The 23338-nt window shown below is 58.6% G+C and carries 20 protein-coding genes; 7 read left to right on the top strand and 13 right to left on the bottom strand.

The genetic code is table 11. The features are described 5' to 3' along the window. Nucleotides 1–158: 158 nt before the first annotated feature. Both SJY08_RS19180 and htpX read right to left on the bottom strand, forming a co-directional pair. Nucleotides 159–1547, bottom strand: coding sequence for an RsmB/NOP family class I SAM-dependent RNA methyltransferase (locus tag SJY08_RS19180; protein WP_069042746.1), 1389 nt, complete (start codon nucleotides 1545–1547; stop codon nucleotides 159–161). Next, complete coding sequence (htpX, locus tag SJY08_RS19175) at nucleotides 1538–2500, bottom strand: zinc metalloprotease HtpX (RefSeq protein WP_377277635.1); 963 nt, start codon at nucleotides 2498–2500, stop codon at nucleotides 1538–1540. Before htpX ends, SJY08_RS19180 begins: the two co-directional genes overlap by 10 nt. Nucleotides 2501–2625: 125 nt before the next feature. Here htpX and SJY08_RS19170 point away from each other — a divergent pair, with 125 nt between their 5' ends. Together SJY08_RS19170 and SJY08_RS19165 are read left to right on the top strand one after the other, a co-directional pair. Next, nucleotides 2626–2832, top strand: a complete 207-nt coding sequence (locus SJY08_RS19170; protein ID WP_377277633.1) for a DUF1674 domain-containing protein — start codon at nucleotides 2626–2628, stop codon at nucleotides 2830–2832. Nucleotides 2833–2920: 88 nt separating this feature from the next. Next, nucleotides 2921–3337: a thermonuclease family protein gene (locus SJY08_RS19165; protein ID WP_377277631.1), complete on the top strand. Its 417-nt coding sequence runs from the start codon at nucleotides 2921–2923 to the stop codon at nucleotides 3335–3337. A gap of 54 nt (nucleotides 3338–3391) precedes the next feature. On the opposite strand, the gene acs is transcribed toward SJY08_RS19165, so the two are convergent. Beyond that, a complete protein-coding gene (acs, locus tag SJY08_RS19160) occupies nucleotides 3392–5344 on the bottom strand; it encodes an acetate--CoA ligase (RefSeq protein WP_054150027.1) in 1953 nt (650 codons plus the stop codon). 233 nt (nucleotides 5345–5577) lie between these two features. Between acs and SJY08_RS19155 the strand changes: the two genes are divergently transcribed. After that, nucleotides 5578–6279: a DUF1013 domain-containing protein gene (locus SJY08_RS19155; RefSeq protein ID WP_300890201.1), complete on the top strand. Its 702-nt coding sequence runs from the start codon at nucleotides 5578–5580 to the stop codon at nucleotides 6277–6279. A gap of 72 nt (nucleotides 6280–6351) precedes the next feature. Here SJY08_RS19155 and SJY08_RS19150 read toward each other — a convergent pair whose 3' ends face one another. Together SJY08_RS19150 and SJY08_RS19145 are read right to left on the bottom strand one after the other, a co-directional pair. Further along, nucleotides 6352–8289 carry a propionyl-CoA synthetase gene (locus SJY08_RS19150; RefSeq protein WP_377277628.1) on the bottom strand — a complete coding sequence of 646 codons (1938 nt, stop codon included), beginning with the start codon at nucleotides 8287–8289 and terminating at the stop codon, nucleotides 6352–6354. Between the two features lie 111 nt (nucleotides 8290–8400). Beyond that, the gene (locus SJY08_RS19145; protein WP_069042740.1) at nucleotides 8401–9060 is read right to left on the bottom strand and encodes a YggS family pyridoxal phosphate-dependent enzyme; all 660 of its coding nucleotides are present in this window, start codon (nucleotides 9058–9060) and stop codon (nucleotides 8401–8403) included. Between the two features lie 193 nt (nucleotides 9061–9253). Between SJY08_RS19145 and leuS the strand changes: the two genes are divergently transcribed. The 3 genes from leuS to holA are packed head-to-tail and all read left to right on the top strand — an operon-like array spanning nucleotide 9254 to nucleotide 13436. Further along, a complete protein-coding gene (gene leuS, locus SJY08_RS19140) occupies nucleotides 9254–11875 on the top strand; it encodes a leucine--tRNA ligase (protein WP_300890199.1) in 2622 nt (873 codons plus the stop codon). Continuing rightward, nucleotides 11865–12380, top strand: coding sequence for a hypothetical protein (locus SJY08_RS19135; RefSeq protein WP_300890198.1), 516 nt, complete (start codon nucleotides 11865–11867; stop codon nucleotides 12378–12380). The genes leuS and SJY08_RS19135 overlap by 11 nt, the downstream gene beginning before the upstream one ends. 9 nt (nucleotides 12381–12389) lie before the next feature. Continuing rightward, on the top strand, nucleotides 12390–13436 hold the full coding sequence (holA, locus tag SJY08_RS19130; RefSeq protein ID WP_377277625.1) for a DNA polymerase III subunit delta: 1047 nt from the start codon (nucleotides 12390–12392) through the stop codon (nucleotides 13434–13436). On the opposite strand, the gene SJY08_RS19125 is transcribed toward holA, so the two are convergent. The 8 genes from SJY08_RS19125 to hemE form a co-directional block, all read right to left on the bottom strand. Further along, nucleotides 13437–14318, bottom strand: a complete 882-nt coding sequence (locus SJY08_RS19125; protein WP_054150021.1) for a ParB/RepB/Spo0J family partition protein — start codon at nucleotides 14316–14318, stop codon at nucleotides 13437–13439. A gap of 21 nt (nucleotides 14319–14339) precedes the next feature. After that, complete coding sequence (locus tag SJY08_RS19120) at nucleotides 14340–15134, bottom strand: ParA family protein (protein ID WP_054150020.1); 795 nt, start codon at nucleotides 15132–15134, stop codon at nucleotides 14340–14342. 15 nt (nucleotides 15135–15149) lie between these two features. Beyond that, nucleotides 15150–15782, bottom strand: a complete 633-nt coding sequence (rsmG, locus tag SJY08_RS19115; RefSeq protein WP_377277622.1) for a 16S rRNA (guanine(527)-N(7))-methyltransferase RsmG — start codon at nucleotides 15780–15782, stop codon at nucleotides 15150–15152. A 1-nt stretch (nucleotide 15783) separates the two neighbouring features. After that, nucleotides 15784–17655: a tRNA uridine-5-carboxymethylaminomethyl(34) synthesis enzyme MnmG gene (gene mnmG / locus SJY08_RS19110; RefSeq protein WP_377277620.1), complete on the bottom strand. Its 1872-nt coding sequence runs from the start codon at nucleotides 17653–17655 to the stop codon at nucleotides 15784–15786. A 28-nt stretch (nucleotides 17656–17683) separates the two neighbouring features. Then, nucleotides 17684–19009, bottom strand: a complete 1326-nt coding sequence (gene mnmE / locus SJY08_RS19105; RefSeq protein ID WP_377277618.1) for a tRNA uridine-5-carboxymethylaminomethyl(34) synthesis GTPase MnmE — start codon at nucleotides 19007–19009, stop codon at nucleotides 17684–17686. 51 nt (nucleotides 19010–19060) lie between these two features. Then, nucleotides 19061–20326, bottom strand: coding sequence for a transcription termination factor Rho (rho, locus tag SJY08_RS19100; RefSeq protein ID WP_085942900.1), 1266 nt, complete (start codon nucleotides 20324–20326; stop codon nucleotides 19061–19063). Between the two features lie 192 nt (nucleotides 20327–20518). After that, nucleotides 20519–21055 carry a protoporphyrinogen oxidase HemJ gene (gene hemJ / locus SJY08_RS19095; RefSeq protein WP_377277616.1) on the bottom strand — a complete coding sequence of 179 codons (537 nt, stop codon included), beginning with the start codon at nucleotides 21053–21055 and terminating at the stop codon, nucleotides 20519–20521. Between the two features lie 2 nt (nucleotides 21056–21057). Continuing rightward, nucleotides 21058–22089, bottom strand: a complete 1032-nt coding sequence (gene hemE, locus SJY08_RS19090; RefSeq protein WP_377277614.1) for a uroporphyrinogen decarboxylase — start codon at nucleotides 22087–22089, stop codon at nucleotides 21058–21060. A gap of 405 nt (nucleotides 22090–22494) precedes the next feature. Between hemE and SJY08_RS19085 the strand changes: the two genes are divergently transcribed. Beyond that, on the top strand, nucleotides 22495–23316 hold the full coding sequence (locus SJY08_RS19085; RefSeq protein WP_377277612.1) for a pyruvate, water dikinase regulatory protein: 822 nt from the start codon (nucleotides 22495–22497) through the stop codon (nucleotides 23314–23316). Nucleotides 23317–23338 lie beyond the last annotated feature (22 nt).

Raw genomic sequence — 23338 nt, 5'->3', positions numbered from 1 at the left:
GCCATTCCGGTTGTCCGAGCCCGAGCAATGCGAAGGGATAGGGCCTTCGGGCTCCTGGCGATGGGCACGAAATGACAAGTCATATCGCCGTGCCCCGGTCATGCGGAGCAACGGTCCACGTTCACGCAGACTTCCCAACAGGTTTATTGAGATATTAGTTAAGTTTTAGCAATGACCGCGGCGTAGAAGCCATCAAGCCCGCCATTTTCTCGAAGCATGTCGGGCGTGGTCCTGAATTCACCCTTGGCGGTGATCGCTGCTTCCAGTCCGGGCCAGTCGGCCGGATCGATCGGCTGCAGGCGCAGGTCAGGGATCTCCGCCAACACCCGGGCAACAATCTCTTCGCCTTCGGAAGGGTCAATGGAGCAGTTGGAAAAGACCAGACAGCCACCCGGCTTCAACAGTGTTACGGCGTGACGCAGCAACTTCTCCTGCAGCTCGGCGAGCTTGGCGATATCGGCCGCATTCTTCGTCCAGAGAACATCCGGGTGGCGACGCGTCGTGCCGGTCGATGAACAGGGTGTATCGAGCAGGATCGCATCGAACGTCTCGTTCTCGTCGAGGTCGAGCAGGTTCGCACACCGGATTTCGACCGAAACTCCCAGGCGCTGGAGATTGGACTCCAGACGCTTCAGGCGCGACTTCGATTGCTCGACGGCCAGAACATCGCCGCCGGCGAGCACCAACTGTGCCGTCTTGCCGCCAGGTGCGGCGCAAAGATCGGCAACCCGTTTTCCTGTGAGATCACCGAACAACTTTGCCGGAATCGCGGCGGCGGCATCCTGCACCCACCACTCACCATCCTCGAAACCTTCGAGTGCGGTCACCGATCCACGAAACCGCTCGAGACGGACACTGCCGGTCGGCAAAACCTGTCCGCCAAGCCGCGCAGCCCAGCCGGCTGCATCCGACTTTACGGTCAAATCGATCGTCGGGGACTCCAGCTGGGACGCAGCGATCGCAAGTGCTCGCTGATCACCATAGACTGCCGTCAGGCGCGCCATAAACCAATCCGGCATACAGGGAAGATCATCCACGGCAGCGAGAAGCTCCGCCTTCTCACGACCGATGCGGCGCAAGATGGCATTTACCAGCTTCGAGAAACGACGACTTCTGGGATCGCCATTGGCCTGCTCCACAGCAAGGTCAACAGCCGAATGATCGGGCACATCGAGATAGAGCATCTGCGCCGCAGCCACGATCAGAAGGTGATGCAGGGAGCGGGCGCCGTCCGGCAGCGGAGTGTCTAGCAGTTCCGCAATTATCGCCTCGATCCGCGGCAGATGGCGCAGTGCGCTCTGAAGGATGGCCTTCACGAGGCCGCGATCGGCATCGTTCAACGGCAAAAATGCAGGATTGCCATGCTCTGAATCCAGCATGCCGTCGAGCGACGTCTTCCGATCGATTACCGCTGCCAGGATCCGGCTTGCGGCAATTCGGGCTTCGAGCCCCGGCTTCAAGGGCTGCCGAGAGGCATGATCTCCATGCTTCCTGTTGCCATTGTGCTTGCTTTTCGGTTTGCCCGTCGATGTGTCGTTCAAGACCATGGTCCCTTGGGTGGTTCGGCTTTACCGCGTCCCCAACCGGTGGTCGGAACAGAACGCGCAGTTCGCGTTGCCTTAACAGGGGCCTCAGGCGGCGTCGATCCCCCAGGCCGGATATCGCTCATGGCCATTAGCGCTTCGATGCGATTGCGCGTGTTGGGATGAGTCGAAAAGAGATTGTCCATCCGCTGACCGTTCAAGGGATTGATGATGAACATATGGGCGGTCGCCGGATTGCGCTCCGCCTCCACGTTCTCGATGTGAGACGCGTCGCCGGCGATCTTCTGCAGGGCCGATGCGAGCCAGCGGGGCTGCCCGCAGATCTCCGCCCCGCGGCGGTCGGCCGCATATTCGCGCGTCCGGCTGATGGCCATCTGGACCAGCATGGCAGCCAGCGGGGCAACAATCATCGCGATGAGGACACCGACAAAGCCGAGCGGATTGTTGCGATCGTCACGCCCGCTGGAAAACAGGAAGGCGAAGTTCGACAGCATCGAGATCGCACCCGCCAGTGTGGCGGTGATGGTCATGGTGAGCGTGTCGCGGTTCTCGATATGGGCCAGCTCGTGGGCCATGACACCTGCGACCTCTTCCGGGCTGAGCCGCTGCAACAGCCCGGTGGACGCAGCAACGGCTGCATTCTGCGGATTGCGCCCTGTCGCAAAGGCATTCGGCTGCGGGTTGTCGAAGACATAGACCTTCGGCATGGGCAGACCCGCATTGCGCGCCAGATCCCGCACCATGACGTAGAATTCGGGAGCCGTCCGCTCATCGACCTCCTGGGCGCGATAGGCGCGCAGCACCATCTTGTCAGAATTCCAATAGGAAAAGAAGTTCATGCCCGCAGCGACAACGAAGGCAATCATCATACCGCCTCTGCCTCCGATCAGGAAGCCGACGCCCATGAAGAGGGCAGTCATGAAGGCGAGCAGCATGGCAGTCCGCATGGTATTCATGTCGTGGTCCTCTAAAAGCAGCGCTCTTGGCAATTCTGTTGCCGTTTTCGCCTGTTGATTTAAAAAGCGCCGACCCCAATTTCAATGTTTGCGCATGAAATGCCGTCTCAGCAAAGGACGATGTGATGTCAGAAGATCGTGAAGCCGAAGGCAGTGTCGAGGAAAAGCCGCGTGAACTGAGCCCGGCTGCGAAACGGGCACTCGCCGAAGCGGAGGAGCGACGCCGGAAGGAGGAAGCTCAGCAGATGCCGCCCGAAATCGGCGGACGCGGTGGTGCCGATCCAGCGCGCTTCGGAGATTGGGAGATCAAGGGTCGCGCGATCGATTTTTGAGGAATAATTACCCATTGATTTGGGTCAAATGTCGGAATACATTCCTAGAATGTTCCGATCAGCACTTGTTCCTTTGACAGTTTTCCTGATGCTGGCGTCCGAAGCGCCGGTAAGCGCATCCAGCCGCCAGATCGAAGGGCCTGTTACGGCCGAGGTCGTGAAGATCATCGATGGCGACACGGTCCTTGTGGAAGCAATGCCTTGGCCAGATCACAAGGTTAGCACCTATGTGCGCCTGCGCGGCATCGATGCGCCCGAGCTGGGGTCGAAATGCCCCGCCTTTCGTGAGGCGGCCCTTGAGGCGAAGAGCGAGCTCACGAGCCTGGTCGAGGGCGAGCGGATGGTGCAGTTGACCGCAATCTCCGGCGACAAGTATTTCGGCCGCGTAGTCGCCGATCTCAAATTGTCGAATGGCACTCGACCGGCGGAGCTTCTCCTACAGGCAGGTCTGGTCGAACCCTATAACGGGCGGACGAAAAGCAAGCGGCCCTGCCCAAATGACTGACACGAAAAAGGGGCTCCCGGCGGAAGCCCCTCTTTTGATTGAGATCTGTTTTGATCAGGCGATCTTGTTCTGGCGGTTCGCGATCAGGTCGTCCACGACAGCCGGATCGGCCAGCGTCGAGGTATCGCCAAGCGCGCCGAAATCGTCCTCGGCGATCTTGCGCAGAATGCGGCGCATGATCTTGCCCGAGCGCGTCTTCGGCAGACCGGGTGCAAACTGGATCTTGTCCGGCGTCGCGATCGGACCGATTTCCGTCCGCACATGCTTCACCAGATCGGCTCTGAGCGCATCATTGCCCTCGTGACCCGACATCAGGGTGACATAGCAATAGATGCCCTGGCCCTTGATAGTGTGCGGATAGCCGACGACGGCCGCTTCGGAAACGAGGTGGTGCGAAACCAGAGCCGATTCGACTTCCGCCGTTCCGAGGCGGTGACCGGACACGTTCAGGACGTCGTCGACGCGGCCCGTGATCCAGTAATAGCCGTCTTCGTCCCGGCGGCAGCCGTCACCTGTGAAGTACTTGCCCTTGTAGGTGGAGAAGTAGGTCTGCACATAACGGTCGTGGTCGCCATAGACGGAGCGTGCCTGACCAGGCCAGCTGTCGGTGATGCAGAGATTGCCGTCGGTCGCCCCCTCCAGAACATTGCCTTCATTGTCAACAAGCTCAGGCTTGATCCCGAAGAATGGCTTGGTTGCCGAACCCGGCTTGAGATTGGTCGCACCCGGCAGCGGCGTGATCATGATCCCGCCGGTTTCGGTCTGCCACCAGGTATCGACAACAGGCGACTTCTGCTCGCCGACGACGTTGTAATACCATTCCCAGGCTTCCGGATTGATCGGCTCGCCGACGGAACCCAAAAGACGGAGCGACGAACGGTCCGAACGCTTGACGAAATCGTCACCCGCACCCATCAGCGAGCGGATCGCGGTCGGGGCGGTGTAGAAGATGTTGACCTTGTGCTTCTCGATCACTTCCCAGAACCGTCCCTGATCGGGGAAGGTCGGAATGCCTTCGAACATCAGCGTCGTCGCGCAGTTCGAAAGCGGCCCGTATACGATGTAGGAGTGCCCTGTGACCCAGCCGACATCGGCCGTACACCAGTAGACGTCCCCATCGTGATAGTCGAAGACATATTCATGCGTCATCGAGGCATAGACAAGGTAACCGCCCGTGGTGTGCATGACACCCTTCGGCTTGCCCGTTGAACCGGAGGTGTAGAGGATGAACAGCGGATCTTCTGCCTTCATCTTCACCGGCGGGCAGTCTGCCTTGACCGTATGCACTTCCTGGTGATGCCAGATGTCGCGGCCCGGTGCCCAGCCGATCTTGCCACCGGTGCGGCGCACGACCAGAACCTTGTTGACGATGACATACTGCTTGGCGGCGATGTCGATCGCGATGTCGGTGTTTTCCTTGAGCGGCACCGGCTTGCCGCCGCGAACGCCCTCATCGCAGGTAATCACGAAGGTTGATTCGCAGTCGACGATACGGCCTGCGAGTGCTTCCGGCGAGAAGCCGCCGAAGACGACCGAATGGATGGCACCAATGCGGGCGCAGGCCAGCATTGCATAGGCCGCTTCCGGAATCATCGGCATGTAGATGGTGACGCGATCACCCTTCTTGACGCCGTGCTTCTTCAAGACGTTCGCCATACGGCAAACATGCTCGTAGAGCTCGTTATAGGTGATCTTCTTGTCGATATAGGGGTTGTCGCCTTCCCAGATGATGGCGGTCTGTTCGCCATGCGTCTTGAGGTGGCGGTCGATGCAGTTATAGGAGACGTTGGTGAGGCCGTCTTCGAACCACTTGACGGGAACCTTGCCCTTGAAGGACGTATTCTTGACCTTCGTATACGGCTTGAACCAGTCGATCCGCTTGCCGTGTTTGCCCCAGAACTTCTCGGGGTCCTCGATGCTCTCCTGATACCATTTCTGGTATTTGTCATCATCGATCAGGGCGCGGGTTTTTGCCGATTTCAGCACCGGATAGGTTTTGGCTGACATGAACTCCTCCTCATGTTGACGGGCCACTAATGGCGACCAGGACCGTCCTCCCCGGCCTATCGCCGCCATTCATAGCAGGTGCAACATGGCCAGCAATTAGACAAAGGTCATTCGTGACTTCGCGAATTGCAATTTCGTTACATAATCGCTATAAGGACGCCGAATTCCCGGAAATAGTGGTTTAAACCCACGGCCCGCGACAACCGGCGCGGACCCTCAGAAGGATTGTATCCATGGCCCAGACACTGCTCATGCCGAAGGCGACCGCTGTATGGCTCGTCGACAATACCGCGCTGTCATTCGACCAGATCGCGCAGTTCTGCAAGCTGCACCCGCTCGAGGTGAAGGCAATTGCAGACGGCGAAGCAGCTCAGGGCATCAAGGGCCTCGACCCGATTGCGACCGGCCAGCTCTCGCGCGACGAAATCGCACGCGCTGAAAAGGACGTGAACTACAAGCTGAAGATTTCCGAGCCGAAGGTCCGCGTCCCCGACTCGAAGCGCCGCGGCCCGCGTTATACGCCGGTCTCGAAGCGTCAGGATCGTCCGAATGCCATCCTCTGGCTGGTTCGCAACCATCCGGAACTGAAGGACGCCCAGATCTCGCGTCTCGTCGGCACCACCAAGTCGACGATCGAGCAGATCCGCGAGCGCACGCACTGGAACTCGGCCAACCTCGCACCGATGGACCCGGTCACGCTTGGCCTCTGCAGCCAGATCGACCTCGATCTCGAAGTCGAAAAGGCATCGAAGGGTCGTCCGCTGCCGACCGCTGCCGAACTCGGCGCGACTCTGCAGTCTGCAAGCGAGACTGAAAACCTCGGCTTCGGCTACGAGCGCGAAGAAGAGAAGGAAATCGACGCCAACGCCGTCTTCGCCAAGCTGCAGTCGCTCAAGTCCGACCGCAAGAATGACGACGAAGACGACCAGTACTGATCAGAGATCGGTACAAGCGATGCGCCCCGGCAGCCCAAGGCGGCCGGGGTTTTTTCTTGCCCGCCTGATGGTTCAGGTGCTTGCAACCGCTTTGGTGGATGCCGGGACCTGACCATGCGCCTGCAACACGGCGGTGATCTCGTCGAGGATCGCAGGATCGTCGATCGTCGCGGGCATCTTCCAGGGCAGACCGTCGGCGATCTTCTGCATCGTGCCACGCAGGATCTTGCCCGAGCGCGTCTTCGGCAGACGATCGACCATCAGTACCATCTTGAAAGCTGCCACTGGCCCGATTTCGTCACGCACCAACTGAACGACTTCCTTGGCGATCACAGCATGGTCGCGATGCACATTCTTCTTCAGGATCAGGAAGCCGCAGGGGATCTGTCCCTTCAATTCGTCGGCAATCCCGATAACAGCGCATTCCGCCACATCGGGATGCATGGCGCAGACCTCTTCCATGGCACCGGTCGAGAGACGGTGACCAGCGCAATTGATGATGTCGTCGGTCCGCGCCATGACGAAGACATAGCCGTCTTCGTCAATGATGCCGGCATCCGCCGTCTTGTAGTAGCCGGGAAACTCTTCGAGGCAAGAGGCGCGAAAACGCTCGTCGGCATTCCAGAAGGTAACCAGACAACCCGGAGGAAGGGGAAGCTTCGCGACGATGTTTCCAAGCGTGCCAGGAGCGACCGGATGTCCCGCGTCGTCGAGCACTTCGAGCGTGTAACCCGGCATGGCCTTGGTCGGGGATCCGTGTTTCACGGGAAGCAGCCCCAAGCCCGCCGGGTTTGCGGCGATCGCCCAACCTGTTTCCGTCTGCCACCAATGGTCGATGACAGGAATTTTCAGGATCCGTTCTGCCCATTTCAGCGTTTCCGGATCGGCCCGCTCACCGGCCAGGAAGAGTGCGCGAAGACCGGAGATGTCATAGCGCGCGACATGTTCGCCCTCGGGGTCGTCACGACGGATCGCACGGAAGGCCGTCGGCGCCGTGAACAGCGCCTTCACATCATGGTCGCTCACCACACGCCAGAAGGTGCCGGCATCCGGCGTGCCCACCGGCTTGCCCTCGAAGATCACGGTGGCATTGCCGGCCAAGAGCGGACCATAGACAATGTAGGAATGGCCGACGACCCATCCGATGTCGGAGGCGGCCCAGAAGACTTCTCCAGGCTTGACGCCGTAGATGTTCTTCATGGTCCAGTTGAGAGCGACCATATGGCCGCCATTATCGCGCACCACGCCCTTGGGCTGACCGGTCGTTCCCGATGTATAGAGAACGTAAAGCGGGTCGGTCGCGGCCACCGGCACGCATTCGACAGACGAGCCGTTGATCTTTTCCTGTTCGATCGCCTGGGCCAGATCGACATCGCCATGCTCGTAGCGGAGCGGCGCGTGATACTGGTCGCGCTGCAAAATCAGGCAGTAATCGGGCTTCACCTTAGCCATGTCGATTGCCTGGTCGAGCATCGGCTTGTAGGGGACGATACGTCCAGGCTCGAGACCGCAGCTCGCGCCGATAACCACTTTGGCGCCGGAATCGTCGATGCGGGTCGCGAGCTCATGCGCCGCAAAGCCGCCGAAGACCACGGAATGCACGGCGCCGATACGCGCGCAGGCAAGCATCGAGAAGACGGCTTCCGGGATCATCGGCATGTAGATGATGACCCTATCGCCCTTCGCGACGCCGTGATTGCGCAAGACGGCCGCTATCGCAGAGACTTCCGTCAGCACCTGGTCATAACTGTAACGTGCCGTTTGACCGGTCATTGGACTGTCATAGATGACGGCCGTATCAGCACCACGCCCGGCTTCCACATGACGGTCGATGCAATTGTAGCAGGTATTGGTCTCTCCACCGAGAAACCAGCGACCATAGGTGCCTTGTGAGGCGTCGAAGACCGCGTCCGGCGCCTTGAACCAATGAACCTGTTCCGCAGCCGTGGCCCAGAAGCCCTCCGGATCTGCTGTCCAGGAATCGTAGATGTCCTGATAGCTCTCGCGCATGTCGATCCTCCCATGACAACGCTTGAGGCTTTCGCCTTTGGCATCATTTTAGGATCGACGAAGGAAGGAGGAAAGAGAGACCAAAGCGCTATGCCGAAGGTCTAAGGCAACTTAACGTGTGCCAAAAATTGCCGATCCGACTCTGACGCTCGTTGCTCCAAAGCCGATGGCGGTCTCGAAATCGCCGGACATGCCCATCGACAGCTTCGAAAGCCCGTTTTCTTCGGCGAGTTTGGTAAGCAGAGCGAAATGTGGCCCGGGATTCTCATCGACCGGCGGGATGCACATGAGGCCCTCGACTTGCATCGCAAGTTCATCGCGGCAAAGCGCGACAAAAGACCCAACATCATCGGGCGCAATCCCCGCCTTCTGAGGCTCGAGACCGGTGTTGACCTGGATGTAAAACCGTATCGACCGGCCCTGCCGCTTTGTCTCCTCTGCGAGCGCTCGGGCGATCTTCTCGCGATCGACTGTCTCGATGACATCGAACAGCGCGACAGCATCGGCTGCCTTGTTCGACTGAAGCGGGCCGATCAGATGCAGTTCGAGATCAGGGGTTTCCGCCTTCAGATCAGGCCATTTCCCCTGGGCTTCCTGCACACGGTTTTCCCCGAACACCCGCTGACCCTCGACAATCGTCGGGCGGATATGCTCGGCATCGAAGGTCTTGGAAACCGCGACGAGTGAAATCGAATCCGGCTCACGACCGGCCTCCTGTGCAGCCTTAGCGATTTTGCCCCGGACGTCCTGGAGCCGCTCTTCAACCGACATGCCCAACCCTCGTTTTCATCTGCCCGATATCTGGTGTCATCAGATCTTTCGGCAAGGGGTTAAAGGCAGGCTGCGGCCATGGCAAGCGCTTGGCGGGAAAGGCCTTGCGAATGCCTCAAAAACTTGACGCTTGGCCGGTTTCATGATGAAGGTCGGCCCTCTCTTTTTGATGCTATTCCCGGAAATGCGATCCATGGCTACCGAACGTTACAATCCGCGCGACGCCGAGCCCCGTTGGCAGGCGAAATGGTCCGAAGACAAGGTCTTCGAGACCGACAATGCCGACCCGCGCGAGAAATACTACGTGCTTGAGATGTTCCCCTATCCGTCGGGACGCATCCATATGGGCCATGTCCGCAACTATGCGATGGGCGATGTCGTCGCACGCTACAAAAGGGCACGGGGCTACAATGTGCTGCATCCGATGGGCTGGGACGCCTTCGGCATGCCGGCGGAAAATGCCGCGATGAAGAACAAGGTCCACCCCAAGGCCTGGACCTATGAGAACATCGCGACCATGCGCGGTCAGCTGAAGTCCATGGGCCTGTCGCTCGACTGGTCGCGCGAATTCGCGACCTGTGACGTCGACTACTACCATCGCCAGCAGCACCTCTTCCTGGACTTCCTGGAAAAGGGCCTGGTCTATCGAAAGAACTCCAAGGTCAACTGGGACCCGGAAGACATGACCGTGCTCGCCAATGAGCAGGTCATCGATGGCCGTGGATGGCGCTCCGGCGCGCTGGTCGAACAGCGGGAACTGACCCAGTGGTTCTTCAAGATCACCGACTTCAGCCAGGACCTGCTCGACGCGCTCGACGAACTCGATAACTGGCCGGAAAAGGTCCGGTTGATGCAGAAGAACTGGATTGGCCGCTCGGAAGGCATGGCCATCCGCTGGGAAGTCGCCTCCGGCAGCGAAGCCGGCGAAGTGACCGTTTACACCACCCGGCCCGATACCCTCTTTGGCGCATCTTTCCTGGCAATCGCCGCTGATCACCCCTTGGCCAAGGAAGCCGCCGCGCGCGACGCAGCCGTAGACGCCTTCTGCCAGGAATGCCGCCATGCAGGCACGTCGCTCGCAGCGCTGGAGACGGCCGAGAAGAAGGGTATCGACACCGGTATCCGCGTGAAGCACCCGCTCGATGCGAACTGGGAGCTGCCGGTCTATGTCGCGAACTTCGTGCTCATGGAATACGGCACGGGCGCGATCTTCGGCTGCCCCTCCGGCGACCAGCGCGACCTCGATTTCGCCCGCAAGTATGACCTGCCCGTCGTCCCGGTCGTTATGCCGAGGGATGGTGACGCCGCAAGCTTTGCAGTCGGCGACACCGCGTTCACCGATGACGGCGTGATGATCAATTCGCGCTTCCTGGATGGGCTCTCCACAGCGGAAGCCTTCGAAGACGTCGCAAACCGCCTTTCGTCCCAGCAGCTCAACGGCACGCCGCAGGGCGAACGCAAGGTCAATTTCCGCCTGCGCGACTGGGGTATCTCCCGCCAGCGCTATTGGGGCTGCCCGATCCCGGTCATCCATTGCGATGACTGCGGCGTCGTGCCGGTCCCGAAGAAGGATTTGCCGGTGAAGCTGCCTGACGACGTCAGCTTCGACAAGCCGGGCAATCCTCTCGACCGTCACGCGACCTGGCGACACGTTGCCTGCCCCCACTGCGGCAAAGACGCCCGTCGCGAGACGGACACCATGGATACCTTCGTCGATTCGAGCTGGTATTTCGCGCGTTTCACGGCACCCTGGGAAGACAATCCGACGGATCCCGCCGTTGCCAACCGCTGGCTGCCGGTCGACCAGTATATCGGCGGCATTGAGCACGCGATCCTGCACCTGCTCTATTCGCGCTTCTTCACGCGCGCCATGCGCGAAACCGGTCATCTCGATCTGAAGGAACCCTTCAAGGGCCTCTTCACCCAGGGCATGGTCGTGCACGAAACCTACAGCATCGGCGAAGGTCTGCAGCGCGAGTGGGTCGCCCCGGCAGATCTGCGTATCGAAGAGACCGATGGTGCACGTCGCGCGTTCCTGCTCAGCAATGGTCAGGAAGCCAGGATCGGCTCGATCGAAAAGATGTCGAAGTCGAAGAAGAATGTCGTCGATCCCGATGACATCATCGGCTCCTACGGCGCCGATACCGCCCGCTTCTTCGTTCTCTCAGACTCGCCTCCAGATCGTGACGTCATCTGGTCGGAATCGGGCGTCGAAGGCGCGCACCGCTTCGTTCAACGCGTCTGGCGTCTCGTCTCGGAAGCTGCCGAGCGGTTGAAGTCCGTACCTTCGAATCCGGCTAAGGACGGCGACGGACTGGTAATCTCGCAGGCGGCGCACAAGACCTTGAAGGCTGTCCAGGGTGACCTCGACAAGCTGGCCTTCAACAAGGCGATTGCGCGCATCTACGAACTGGTCAATGCGCTGGCTGCACCGCTGACGAATGTTGCGGCAGGGCAGGGAGATGCAGCATACCTGGCCGCTGCCCGCAACGCAGCAGAGATCCTGGTGCACCTAATCGCTCCAATGACCCCGCATCTCGCCGAGGAATGCTGGTCAGTTCTCGGAAATGACGGCCTGATCGCCAAGACAGACTGGCCTCAGTTCGACGAGGCGCTGGTCGCCGAAAACGAGATCGTTCTGCCGGTGCAGATCAATGGTAAGAAGCGTGCCGAATTGACAATCGCGCGCGACGCAGACCAGAATGCCGTCCAGGAAGCCGTTCTGGCGCTCGACGCCGTCAAAGCCGTTCTCAATGGCCAGGCCCCGAAGAAGATCATCGTTGTCCCGCTAAGGATCGTGAACATTGTCCTCTGAATTCAAGCCTTCCAAGCTGCTTCGGCGCTCGGTTCTGATCGGCACGGCTCTGCTGATGGCGGGCTGCCAGGCTCGTCCGCTCTATCAGGACACCAATGGCGAAACCCGCGGCGCATTGGCTGCGATCGCCTATTCCGAAGCGACCAGCCGCATCGGCCTCGAGACGCGCAACCGATTGATCTTCTTGACCAGCGGCGGTGACGAAACGAAGACCCCGGAATATCGGGTCGACCTGACTGTCAGCGGTGGTGTCGAGGGTATTCTTCTCGATGAAACCTCCGATACGGCAAACTCGGGTCGAGCCGTCGTCATGGGCACTTATACGCTGAAGCGGATATCGGACGACACGGTGCTGAAGACAGGCCGTCGTTCGGGGGTAGCTCTCTTCGATTATCCGCGGCAGGAGTTCGCAAAGCTCCGTGCCGTGCGTGACGCGGAGACACGGGCCGCCCGCGAGCTTGCTGAAATCATCTATGCCGATCTTGCCATGGCTCTCGGTCGCTGATCTGCGGCCATGGTTGAGGTCAAATCGCATGAATTCGAAGGGTTCCTGGCCAAATCGGCCAGGCACTATCGGATGTTCGTTATCTACGGGCCTGATCGTGGACTCGTTGCAGAGCGCGCCTCACAGGTTGCAAAGACAACCGGTGTTGATCTCAACGACGGCTTTGCACTGATCCGTCTGGATGCCTCCGACATCCAATCTGATCCGGGTCGCCTCATCGACGAGGTCAACGCCTTCGGGCTGTTCGGCGGTGAGAAGCTGATTTGGGTTCGAGGCGCCGCCAACGAGAAACAGTTAGTCGACGGTTTGGCGCATCTCGCGGCACATCCACCCGAGGGCAGCTATCTTCTGATCGAAGCCGGTGACCTCAAGAAGGGGTCAGCACTTCGCAAGGTCGCCGAGGGAGAGCGCAGCATCGCCTGCATCGCCTGCTACCAGGATGATGCACGAGCACTGAATAGCCTGATCGACGCGGAACTGGCGGCTGCCAATTTGCGCATTACGCCGGCAGCACGCGAACTTCTGCTGGAATCGATTGGTGGCGATCGGATTGCGTCTCGCAATGAAATACAGAAGCTGGTCATCTACTGCATGAAGGACGAGTTGATCGACGAGAACCATGTGCTCGAGATCGTTGGCGATGCGAGCGCAGTATCGACTGACGAAGTGGTCGATGCCGTTTTGTCAGGCGATCCTGATGGATTTCTCCATGCCGTCCAGAAGGTCATTGCCTCCAAGACCGCTGTCTTCCTCGTCCTGCAGGGCACGATGAAACAGATGCAGCTGCTGGAAACCATGCGCCTCGAGATGGAAGAGCGCCAGCAGCAGGCTTCGCAGGCCATGCAGACGCATGGGCGGGGAATTCACTTCAAGCGCAAACCGATAATCGAGAAAGCGTTACGGAACTGGAACAGTTCTGAGCTGGCCCGGGAAAGCGCAAGACTGAACACCGCGATCCTCCAAAGCCGGCAGAACGCGCAGCTTGAAGACAATCTGGCAATCCAGACGCTTCTTGCGACAACGCTTCAGTCAGCTCGAAGGAATCGCCGCGCCTGATCAGCGTGCTTCGAGCAAGCGGCAGATCTCTTCGAGCTGATCGAGCGTCTTGTAATTGATCTTCAACTGACCGCCGCCGCCCTTGTGGTTGATCGACACGGATAATCCGAGGCGATCTGAGAGGCTGCGCTCCAGGGCGATGGTATCGGAATCCTTGGATTCACGCACATCCGCGGGCGCAGGGGACTGCTGTGCCTTGATATGGTTCTGCGCCAGCTTCTCGGCATCGCGAACGGAAAGCCCCTTCTGGGCGATCGTCTTGGCAAGAACGAGGGGATCCGGAGTGGACACAAGCGCGCGCGCATGACCCGCTGAGAGGCTGCCATCAGCCAGCATGTCCCGAACCGGATCAGGGAGTTTCAACAGTCGAAGACTGTTGGCAACATGGCTGCGGCTCTTGCCGATGATCTCACCCAGATCATTCTGGGTATAGCCATGTTCGGCGATGAGCTGCTCGTAGCCAAGAGCTTCTTCCAGCGGATTGAGATCGGCGCGCTGAACGTTTTCGACGATCGCCAGTTCAAGTGCTGTCCGGTCATCGACATCGCGAACGATGACGGGGATCTCAACGAGGCCGGCGAGTTGTGCCGCGCGCCAGCGACGTTCGCCAGCAATGATTTCGTAGCGATCGCTGCTCGTGGTCCGTACGACGACAGGTTGAACGATCCCGTGCTGGCGAATGGATCCGGCCAGATCCTGAAGTTCGGCCTCGTCGAAATACCGGCGAGGGTTCTTCGGGCTACGGGCCACGAATTCGATCGGAACGGTCCGGTCCGCGCTAACGGTCGGGCGCGCCTCGCCGACGGGAACTGGCTGATCCATCTCGCCGATCAGCGCTGCAAGTCCACGCCCGAGGCGCCGTTTCGATACGTCTTCGCTCATACTCACACCCTTGTACGAAGATTAGGCGGCTTTGCGCTGCCGCTCGCGCTGAATGACTTCCGAAGCCAGCTGCAGATAGGCCTGGCTGCCGGCGCATTTGAGATCATAAAGGATAGCCGGCTTACCATACGATGGCGCTTCGGAGACCCGCACATTTCTCGGAATGAGCGTCGCGTAAACCTTCTCGCCGAGATGCTCGCGGACATCGCTGACCACCTGTTGCGCGAGATTATTGCGGGAATCGAACATCGTCAGGACGATTCCCTGGATATCGAGGGTCGGATTCACCGTCTGACGCACTTGGTTGATGGTGTCGAGCAGCTGGCTGAGACCTTCGAGCGCAAAGAACTCGCACTGCAAAGGCACCAGAACCGAATGCGCCGCCGCCATGGCATTCATCGTCAAAAGGTTGAACGAGGGCGGGCAGTCGAGCAGCACATAGCTATAAGCGCGCGCATCATCCTGGTTGAGGGCTCTTCTCAGACGAAAGACCCGATCCGCCTGCTGCGAGATTTCCATTTCGAAACCGAGCAGGTCCATCGTTGATGGGACGATCGAGAGGTTCGGCACAGCCGTTTCGAGGACCGCTTCGCTGACCGAATGGGTCCCGATCAGCACATCGTAGGAAGACAGGCGCCGGTCACGACGGTCGATACCGAGGCCGGTACTGGCATTTCCCTGCGGGTCCAGGTCAACGATGAGCACACGCTCTCCGATCGCCGCCAGGGCTGTCGCCAGGTTGATCGCTGTCGTGGTCTTGCCCACGCCACCCTTTTGGTTGGCGATGGTGATGATGCGGTTTTTCTCGAGACTCATTTGGCACCCGAACCGTTAAACCCTGCGCGTCAGAGAGGTGATCTCCAAGATCACGGAATCTGCCTCGACAACGCTTTGATGTTTTACCAGATCGAAGTCCCAGCGACCACGCGCTTTATCGATCTCGGACTGGTAATCCCGACCTTTATGGAAAATCAACTTCAGATTTGGATTGGCAAGTGCCCAGGGATGGGCATAAGCGAACAGCAAATCAAGTTCGGCAAGTGCACGCGCGGATATGAAGTCGGGCGCGGGAAGCTTCGAAGAGGCATCCTCGATCCGGAGAGGGTACACGGACGCCCGAGCGCCTGTCTCCAAAATCGCCGTCCGCAGGAAGCCACACTTCTTATTGTTGCTTTCGACGAGATCGACCCATCCAGCTTGGCTTTCCGCCAGGGTGATCGCCGTGATGATACCCGGAAATCCCCCGCCGCTTCCGAGATCGATCCACTGGCCCGGTGTCGGCACAATGTTTCGGAGTTGCAACGAGTCCGCAATATGCCGCGTCCATAGCTGTTCCAGCGTCGAAGGCGCTATGAGATTGATTCTAGCAGCCCATTTCAGAAAGAGGTTGGCAAAGCGATCAAGGCGCTCCTGCGTTTCACGTGAAACATCGATTCCATAAGGGGCACTTTTCGTTCTTTGCATATCAGGATGCCAATTTATTAACTTGGGTTTTGCGCAGGTGGGCGACAAGCAAAGCGACAGCCGCAGGAGTCATCCCTTCGAGCCGACTTGCCTGGGCAATATTGCGGGGCTTTCTGGCAATCAACTTGGCCTTCAGCTCATTAGAGAGACCAGATAACACCGAATAGTCGAAATCATCGGGAATCACGCGCTCTTCCTCGGCCCGCAAGCCTTCGATATCCGCCGACTGCCTTTCAAGGTAGACATGGTAGAGGCAATCGATCTCGACGGCGGTTGCGATCTTCGCATCCGTGGACTTTAGTTCGGGCCAGACTTGAACAACCTGATCCCAGCTTATGTCCGGATAGGACAGGATCTCTCGAGCCGAACGACGACGACCATCCTGGTTGATCGCAACTCCGGCGATAGCCATCTCATTAGGCGAGGCGGTAAGCGCTCCAAGCTGTTCATACAGCCCTTCCCGCTGAGCGCGATAAGTCTCAAATTTTCTGGCCCGTTCAGAAGATACGCAACCAAGCTCAATGCCATAGGGCGTAAGCCGCATGTCGGCATTGTCAGCCCTCAACGACAACCGATACTCGGCCCGCGAGGTAAACATACGATAGGGCTCTGCAACGCCGCGCGATGTCAGGTCATCGATCATTACGCCGATATAAGAATCCGTACGGCTGAAGGAGAAACCGCTTTCACCGGCCGCGAGCCGGGCTGCGTTGATCCCTGCCAGCAAGCCTTGAGCCCCGGCCTCTTCATAACCAGTTGTACCATTGATCTGACCAGCGAGATACAAACCCTTCATACCTTTCACTGCCAGAGATAGGTCCAGCTGCTGTGGATCGACATAGTCATACTCGATGGCATAACCGGGCTGGAGGATTCGGACATTCTCGAGGCCTGGGATCGACCGTATGAACAGCTCCTGGACATCCTCCGGCAGCGAGGTCGAGATTCCGTTCGGATAGATGGTGTCGTCATCCAATCCTTCCGGCTCGAGAAAGATCTGATGACCATCACGATCGCCGAAGCGATTGATCTTGTCCTCAATGGACGGACAATACCGCGGACCGACACCTTCGATTTGGCCGGAATACATGGCAGAGCGGTCGATGTTCTCCCGGATGATCCGATGGGTTTCAGTCGTCGTTCGCGTGATACCGCAAGCGATCTGTGGCGTCGTTACCGTTTCCGTCATGAATGAGAATGGGATGGGATTCTCATCCGCTTCCTGAAGTTCAAGCTCGTCCCAGCGGATCGTTTTGCGATCGAGGCGCGCCGGGGTCCCGGTCTTGAGGCGACCAAGCTTCAGGCCCAACGCTGCCAAGTCATCGCTGACACCCAGGGCAGGGGCCTCGCCAACACGGCCAGCAGCAATCTTTCTGTCACCGATGTGGATCAGACCGTTGAGAAAGGTACCGGTTGTCAAGACGACTGCTGCAGCACGAAGCTGCAGCCCGTCACCAAGGATCACACCATTTATTTCGGTAGAGTCACGAACAAATCCGACCACGCCACCTTCGATGATGTCGAGATTAGGAATCTCCGCGAGCAAACGCTGAACAGCCCGTCGATAAAGCTTTCGATCCGCCTGCGTGCGCGGCCCCCAAACAGCCGGGCCCTTCCTCCGGTTCAGCATACGAAACTGAATGCCGCCCTCGTCCGCCGCGCGACCCATAATGCCGTCAAGCGCATCGATCTCACGGACAAGATGCCCTTTTCCTAAGCCGCCAATCGCCGGATTGCAGGACATGACGCCGATTGTTTCAGCCTTGTGGGTCACGAGCGCGGTTTTTGCACCCATGCGTGCAGCCGCTGCGGCTGCTTCGGTACCGGCATGACCGCCACCAACAACAATTACATCGAAATGTCTCTCAGACATGATCGCGGTACAGCCTGTTTCACGTGAATCACTTCCCGACACAGAATTCGGAGAAGATTTTACCCAAAAGCGTTTCGGTATCGATTCGACCGGTCACTCTCGCCAATTCGACGGACGCCAGTCGCAGCTCTTCGGCACGGATCTCGAGGGGCAACGAACTACCCTCGAGCGCGGACGCAAGATGTCTCGACGCGAGCCGAAGGCGCTCTGCATGCCTCAAACGACTGGGAATTGCAAGGCTCTCGACCTGCGTATGGCTACGCACCGCATCAAGCAGCCGTAGCCTCAGGGTTTCCAGCCCTTCTCCTGACGCTGATGAAACGTGGAAAGCGCAAGCAGAGTTAGGCACTAGATTGCTGGCAAGGTCGCTCTTCGTCCCGATACACAGTGTGGGGCGGTCGAAATCTATCGGTTGCGCTTTCGGTTGCTCGGACAGATCGATTAAATGCAGAACAAGGTCTGCATCATTGATCGTCCTGAACGCACGACGGATCCCCTCCTGCTCAACCAGATCGTCTGTGTCTCTGAGACCAGCAGTATCGGAGAGTTCAAACTTGTATCCGTCGATGTCCAGTTCACAGCGAACAACATCGCGCGTCGTACCGGCTACAGGTGTCACAATTGCCACGTCGCGCTGCGCCAACGCATTCATCAGGCTTGATTTCCCGGCATTCGGCAGGCCGGCAAGGGCCACCTTGAAACCATCACGGATGATCTCGCCGGCCCGAAGATTGCCGATTGCCCGGTCCACCTGTAACTTTAGCTCGCCGACGTCGGCCCAGATACGATCGGACACCGAACCTGGAATGTCGCCCTCGTCACTGAAGTCCAGTTCTGCTTCGAGCATGGCGCGTACGAATACAAGTTTCTCACGCCATTCGTCGTAGACAGCGGACAGATGACCATTGGCCTGTTCACCCGCAAGCCTTCTCTGCATCTCGGTCTCGGCGCTAAGGAGATCGGCGAGACCTTCGACCTCGACAAGATCCATCTTGCCGTTTTCAAACGCGCGTTTCGAGAACTCTCCGGCTTCGGCCAATCTAATCCCGTTGAATCCGGCTAATGATCGAAGTGCCGCGTTCACAACGGCGCGGCCACCATGCAGATGCAATTCCACACAGTCCTCACCGGTGAAGGAATTGGGTGCTGGGAAAACGAGAACAAGACCCCGATCAAGAAACTCACCGCTCGTGGTCCGCAATGTCCGCAAGGCTGCCAGGCGCGGTTCGGGCAGTGAGCCAACCATCTGACTGACAGCTTCGAAGCTGCTAGGACCACTGACCCTGATAACAGCAACGCCGGCGGGTAAACCGCCGGACGCAAGAGCACAAATCGTATCGGAACGAGCGGTCACGAGATCACTCACAGGCGAAGCCTGAGGCTGCCGGCCGAAACCGGCACCACATCAGGTGTTCATCGAGTCGAAGAAGTCGCCGTTGTTCTTCGTCTGCTTGAGCTTGTCGATGAGGAATTCGATGGCATCGGTCGTGCCCATCGGCGCAAGAATACGGCGCAGAACGAAAATCTTCTGGAGATCCTGGCGCGGGACCAACAGATCTTCCTTACGCGTACCGGACTTGAGGATGTCCATGGCCGGGAAGATGCGCTTGTCCGCGACCTTCCGATCGAGAACGATTTCCGAGTTACCGGTGCCCTTGAACTCTTCAAAGATGACTTCGTCCATACGGCTACCAGTGTCGATCAGTGCCGTTGCGATGATCGTCAGCGAACCGCCTTCTTCGATGTTGCGCGCTGCACCGAAGAAGCGCTTCGGGCGCTGCAATGCATTGGCATCGACACCACCGGTCAAGACTTTGCCGGACGACGGCACAACGGTGTTGTAGGCGCGGCCGAGGCGCGTGATGGAATCGAGCAGAATGACGACGTCTCGGCCATGTTCGACAAGACGCTTGGCCTTCTCGATGACCATTTCTGCCACCTGAACGTGACGAACCGCGGGCTCGTCGAAGGTCGAAGACACGACTTCACCGCGGACCGAACGCTGCATGTCGGTCACTTCTTCCGGACGTTCGTCGATCAGAAGGACGATCAGATAACATTCCGGATGGTTGGCCGTGATAGAATGCGCGATATTCTGGAGAATGACCGTCTTACCGGTGCGCGGTGGTGCGACGATCAGGCCACGCTGGCCCTTGCCGAGTGGCGCCACGAGATCGATGACACGTGCAGACAGGTCCTTCGACGTCGGAACATCGAGTTCCATCTTGAAGCGCTCGTTCGGATAGAGCGGCGTCAGGTTGTCGAAATGCACCTTGTGGCGGATCTTTTCTGGATCCTCGAAATTGATCGTGTTGACCTTCAGCAGCGCGAAATAGCGTTCGCCTTCCTTCGGTCCCCGGATTGGACCCTCGACGGTATCACCGGTCTTCAGCGAGAAGCGGCGGATCTGTGAGGGCGAAATGTAGATATCGTCAGGGCCTGGGAGATAGTTCGCATTGGCCGAACGCAGGAAACCGAAGCCATCCTGCAGGACTTCCACCACGCCTTCGCCGATGATCTCAACATCCTGGCTCGCCAGCATCTTCAGGATCGCAAACATCAGCTCCTGCTTGCGCATCGTGCTCGCGTTTTCAACTTCGAGCGATTCAGCAAAGGTCAGGAGATCGGTCGGCGATTTGCTTTTGAGTTCTTGTAGCTTCATTTCAGCCATGAAGAGGGACCACGTCAGATAGAATTTTCAAGGGGAACGGCGAGCTGGTGGAATTCGGTACGATCGCGAGAGCCGCAAATGACTGAATAGTACGCAAGCCAAGGGAGGAAGTAGCGCGAAAATAGCGACTCGCGGATTCGACCGCAAGCGAAAAGCCGGCACCACCGAAAATAATGCGTGATCGCGCCGCGATCAGAAGGGCTTCACGACCGCAAGGACCACAATCAGGATCATCAGCAGGGTAGGCGCCTCGTTCATCATGCGCCAGTAACGCGGCGTTCCCACGTACTCGCCACGCCCGAACGATTTGACAGCCTTGGCGAAATAGCCGTGAACGCCGGACAATGCGACAACGGCTGCGATCTTGGCATGCAGCCAACCACCCTGGAACGCAAAAACCTGCCAGGCCAGATACAATCCCAGAATCCAGGAAACGACCATCGCCGGCGTCATGATCACCTTCATCAGCCTGGTTTCCATGACGGCAAACGTTTTTGCCTGCTGTGACGATGGATCACAGTCCGAATGATAGATGAACAGTCGCGGCAGGTAGAGCATGCCTGCCATCCACGAGATGATCGCGATGACATGCAGCGCTTTGATCCAGGGGTAAGCCTGATCTGGTCCGGCCAGCATGATACCGGCACCGACGATCCCGAAAAACACGAGAGCGGACGCAGCCTTTCTCGCTGCGCGCATCCCGGGCTTGTCGTCGATCTGCTTTTCCATGGTTAGCCGAAACTCCGAACCTGGGCGACGAGTTCGGTCACATGCTCCGGATCAGCCTGCGGCGTAATCCCGTGGCCAAGATTGAAGATCAGCGGTCCATGGCCGAGCGCCTGGAGGATCGCGTCGATGCCGTCCTTGAGCGCTGCGCCACCAGCAACGACACGCATCGGATCCAGATTGCCTTGAACCGGACCATCCTTCTGCAGCTCGACAGCGAAGCTCAACGGAACCGACCAATCGAGACCGATGGCGTCGGCACGGGTGACCTCACGAAAATTTTTCAACAAGATCCCCGCGCCCTTGGCAAAGGCGATCACCTTCGCCTGAGGACGACGCGACTTGACCGAGTCGATGATGCGGCGAACGGGCCGCACGGCGAAAGCCTCGAATTCCGCCTCGCCCAGAACACCTGCCCAGGAATCGAAGATCTGCACGGCGTCTGCACCGGCATCGATCTGCGCGACGAGGTAGTCGGCGGAGACATCGGCGAGAAAATCGAGGAGACGGGCAAAAACCTCCGGATGACGATAGGCGAAGAGACGGGCAGGCGCCTGGTCGGGTGTGCCATGTCCAGCGATCATGTAGGTCGCCACCGTCCAGGGAGCTCCACAGAAGCCAAGCAGGGTGGTTTCGTTGGGCAGTGCCCCACGCAGCCGTGAAACCGTCTCCATGACCGGCTTGAGGTGATCCAGGACGCCTTCCTGCGAAAGCGCCAGTATGCCGTCCGTGTCGATGGGGTCCATCTGCGGACCATGGCCTTCAGTGAAGGTCACGTTGCGATGAAGCGCATCCGGGATGACCAGAATATCCGAAAACAGGATGGCTGCATCAAAGCCATATCGGCGGATCGGCTGAAGGGTTACCTCCGTCGCATACTCGGGGGAGTAACAGAGATCGAGAAAGCTCCCGGCCTTCTTCCGTGTTTCCCGATACTCCGGGAGATAACGGCCTGCTTGTCTCATGAGCCAGATGGGCGGTGGTGTGACCGTTTTCCCATTCAGAACGTCGAGGACTTTTCGGTTCGGCGTGCTCAAGGCTCAAGCCCTTTCAAAAAAGAAAAGAGATATTGAATCTTCTTCTATTTCTAAGAGTCTCTGACTATCAAGGATTAATCGACGATCACAGCTTGTTCGCAATCCGGGATCTCAGTCGATAGTCGAGGCCACCAAGTTCGCTCCGGCTCTGGGATAATGGGGATAACTGCAAATTAACCCGTGATTCCATGGATTTGCGATCCGGACAGAATCCGGGTTAACGGAGGAGAAGGAGTCGAAATGCGAAGAACAATCTTCTGTCATTACCGTAATTCACAACCCCCTGGAATCGAGAGCCTCTCGGGGTCCAATTGTGGATAAATCGGCACTTTTCCCGTCCCTGGTCCGCCCCGCCCGCCGTGGCCTCTGTTTATCCCAGACTATCAACAGGGTGCGGTGAAGAACGTGGAGAACCGGAAAAACTTCTTCCATCTCCACTTGATTTCTAACTCAACGGGGGAGACTCTGATCTCGGCAGGCCGAGCAGCCGCCGCGCAATTTCGCGGTTCAAATGCCATCGAGCATGTTTATCCCCTGATCCGCAGCAAGAAACAGATCAAGGCGTTGATCGATGCGCTCGATCGCGAACCCGGTATCGTGCTCTACACGATCGTCGACCAGGATCTCGCAGCACTTGTCGAAACGGGATGTCATGAACTGGGCTTGCCCTGCGTCAACGTGCTGGCCCCGATCATCGAGAAGTTTCAGGACTATCTGGGCGCGCCGTCCCGCGGCCGCGTCGGTGCTCAGCATGTTCTGAACGCCGAATATTTCGCACGCATTGAAGCGTTGAATTTCACCATGGACCATGACGATGGCCAGGCGCCGGAGGATTATGATCAGGCCGATGTCGTGATCATCGGCATCAGCCGCACCTCCAAGACCCCGACGAGCATCTATCTCGCCAACCGCGGCATCAAGACCGCGAACCTGCCGATCGTCCCGGGCGTTCCGCTGCCCGACGGATTGCTGAAAGCAACACGGCCTCTGATCGTTGGTCTCATCGCCACGTCGGATCGGATTTCCCAGGTTCGCGAGAACCGGGTCCTTGGCGCGACAACCGGCTATGACCGCAGCGAGTATGTCGACCGGGCCTCAATCACGGAAGAGCTGAAATATGCCCGTTCGCTGTGTGCGCGCAACAACTGGCCGCTGATCGACGTGACGCGCCGGTCGATCGAGGAGACGGCGGCGGCGATTGTTGCTCTGCGTCCCAAGCCGCGCTAATTCAGGACACTACCATCACGAA

Source organism: Rhizobium sp. R86522 (assembly GCF_042466255.1).
GTDB lineage: Bacteria > Pseudomonadota > Alphaproteobacteria > Rhizobiales > Rhizobiaceae > Allorhizobium.
Note: the sequence above shows the minus strand (reverse complement) of the source record. Positions and strands in the feature narration are given on the sequence as shown.